Below are 1,788 nucleotides of genomic sequence, written 5' to 3'. Positions count from 1 at the left end.
GAGAGCGTTCCTGTCCGAAGGACACGGAACTGCGATGCGAGAATCCGCAGTTGGCGTACCACCGAACCCCGCCCTGCAATATGTACTGTGTTATGGGCTGATTTTTCATATTATCATGCTTTTATATAGTATTTCTGGATTTGATTGTACTTTCTCAAAACCAATATTCATATATTTTTTGTCTAGATTGTATGATTTATCCGATACATTTATTTTATCAGAAATTTTATCAATCAATCCTTTAAGCTTTAATCCTCCACCAATCAAGTAAATGCCATTAGTTCGAATTTTTTCTGAGTCCGATTCATCTAATTTTTCAAAATGTCCCAGTATTTTGTCAACGAGTAAATCTGTTTCCAATGCCAGACAATCTGCTAGTTCTTTACTTTCAATTAAAATTTCTTTCAATTCTTTTGATTTTTTCTCATTTCCAGTCACTCTTACCGTTTTTTCAATTGCACCATTTCTTCTCAAGTCAACATATTCAATTTTTAGCTTTTCCGCTTCTTCTTTCGAAATAGTCAAATTGTATTTTCTGCTTATATAGGTTTGAATTGTTTCGTTTAAACTGTTCCCAGAAATGTCGAGGATATTGTTTTTTATAATTTTATAGCCTTGTGTTGTTGTAATACTTGTTTTTCCAGCTCCAAAATCTACAATCATAGAAGTTGAGTTTTTTATATCAATCCCTAATCCAATTGCTGCTATTAAACAATCAAAGAGCATATAGCAATTTTTAACACCAGCATGCTCAAAAGAATCTCGAAAAGCTCTCAGTGCAACCTCGTTCATGTCTGAAGGAACAGAAACAATAGTTGTTAAAGCCGGAGAAAAAAGTGAAAATAATGGATTTTGAACCTTTTTAATTTCTTGTCTTAAAAATTGTTCCGTTGCATTGAAATCAGAAATTTTTCCATTTACAATCAAATTTTGAAGTATTTCACCTTCGTATTCAAACTGAGTTGGAGTCTCAACAATTAATTTTCCTCCTTTGAAGATTCTTGTCTTGCTCGTTCCAATATCAAAGCCTAAACTATTTTTTAATTGCTTCATCTACTTTTAATCTTCAGTGTTGTGTGCCCTTTTTTAAATTTGCCTATAACGGTCACTTGTATGTGGTCGGGCGGGATTTCGAAAAGAAATCCTGTCAGACCCGCAGGAAAGTGGGAGAGTGGTCTGACTTGTCAGACCGCTAAAACCCCCGCCTGGTATATACAATTTGTTAACGGCTGGTTTTTTATTCATCGTCAAATTGTTAACACTGTAAAAATGTCAATTTACATATTGATTTTTCAAGTAACCACTTGGTATCCAATTTTTTTTACCCCCAAAAGTCAAAGTTGCTTGTGGGCTGCAGGTAACCGCTGCCGATTAGGAAGTTGAAACGTGAGCTTTACCATTCCTAAACTTATGCCGCTGGCAGAAAACTTGCGAGTACAAAACTGTCCTGCCAATTTTTTTATTCCAGCCCAGATAGCTAACGGCCAAAAATCAAACTGTCAAATAACCACCGGCTGTTCCTGAAAATGCGCTGCAGAGTCAGGCTGCAAAACAGTTTTACAAAATGTCAAATTGCAAAAATTGGCAACTGTACCAAACTTTCTTTTGCAAGTTTTGTGACAGCAACTTTCGGGGCGAACGAAAAGCCAAAGAACATACTTATCAAATAACCACAAATATTTTCTTCTCAAACTGTTCGTTAAGGCAGATGGTTAACAAAGTTAAAGTCACATAAGTTACACTAAATTCGTACTCAGCCTTGTAATATTTTGTTTAACACGAATATCT

Annotated in this window: 1 protein-coding gene; it reads right to left on the bottom strand. The window is 35.3% G+C overall.

The window, feature by feature from the left end; all coding sequences use genetic code 11:
* Positions 1–105: 105 nt before the first annotated feature.
* Positions 106–1,053, bottom strand: a complete 948-nt coding sequence (locus K5G00_RS29240; RefSeq protein ID WP_238770146.1) for a rod shape-determining protein — start codon at positions 1,051–1,053, stop codon at positions 106–108.
* Between the last annotated feature and the right edge of the window lie 735 nt (positions 1,054–1,788).

This window comes from Maribellus maritimus (genome assembly GCF_022267315.1).
Classification (GTDB): domain Bacteria; phylum Bacteroidota; class Bacteroidia; order Bacteroidales; family Prolixibacteraceae; genus Draconibacterium; species Draconibacterium maritimum.
The sequence above is the reverse complement of the archived record's forward strand: the minus strand, read 5'-3'. Positions and strand labels throughout refer to the sequence as shown.

Excerpts from the sequence above, each read along its gene's own strand:
- K5G00_RS29240 (WP_238770146.1), bottom strand. The coding sequence starts at position 1,053 with ATGAAGCAATTAAAAAATAGTTTAGGCTTTGATATTGGAACGAGCAAG.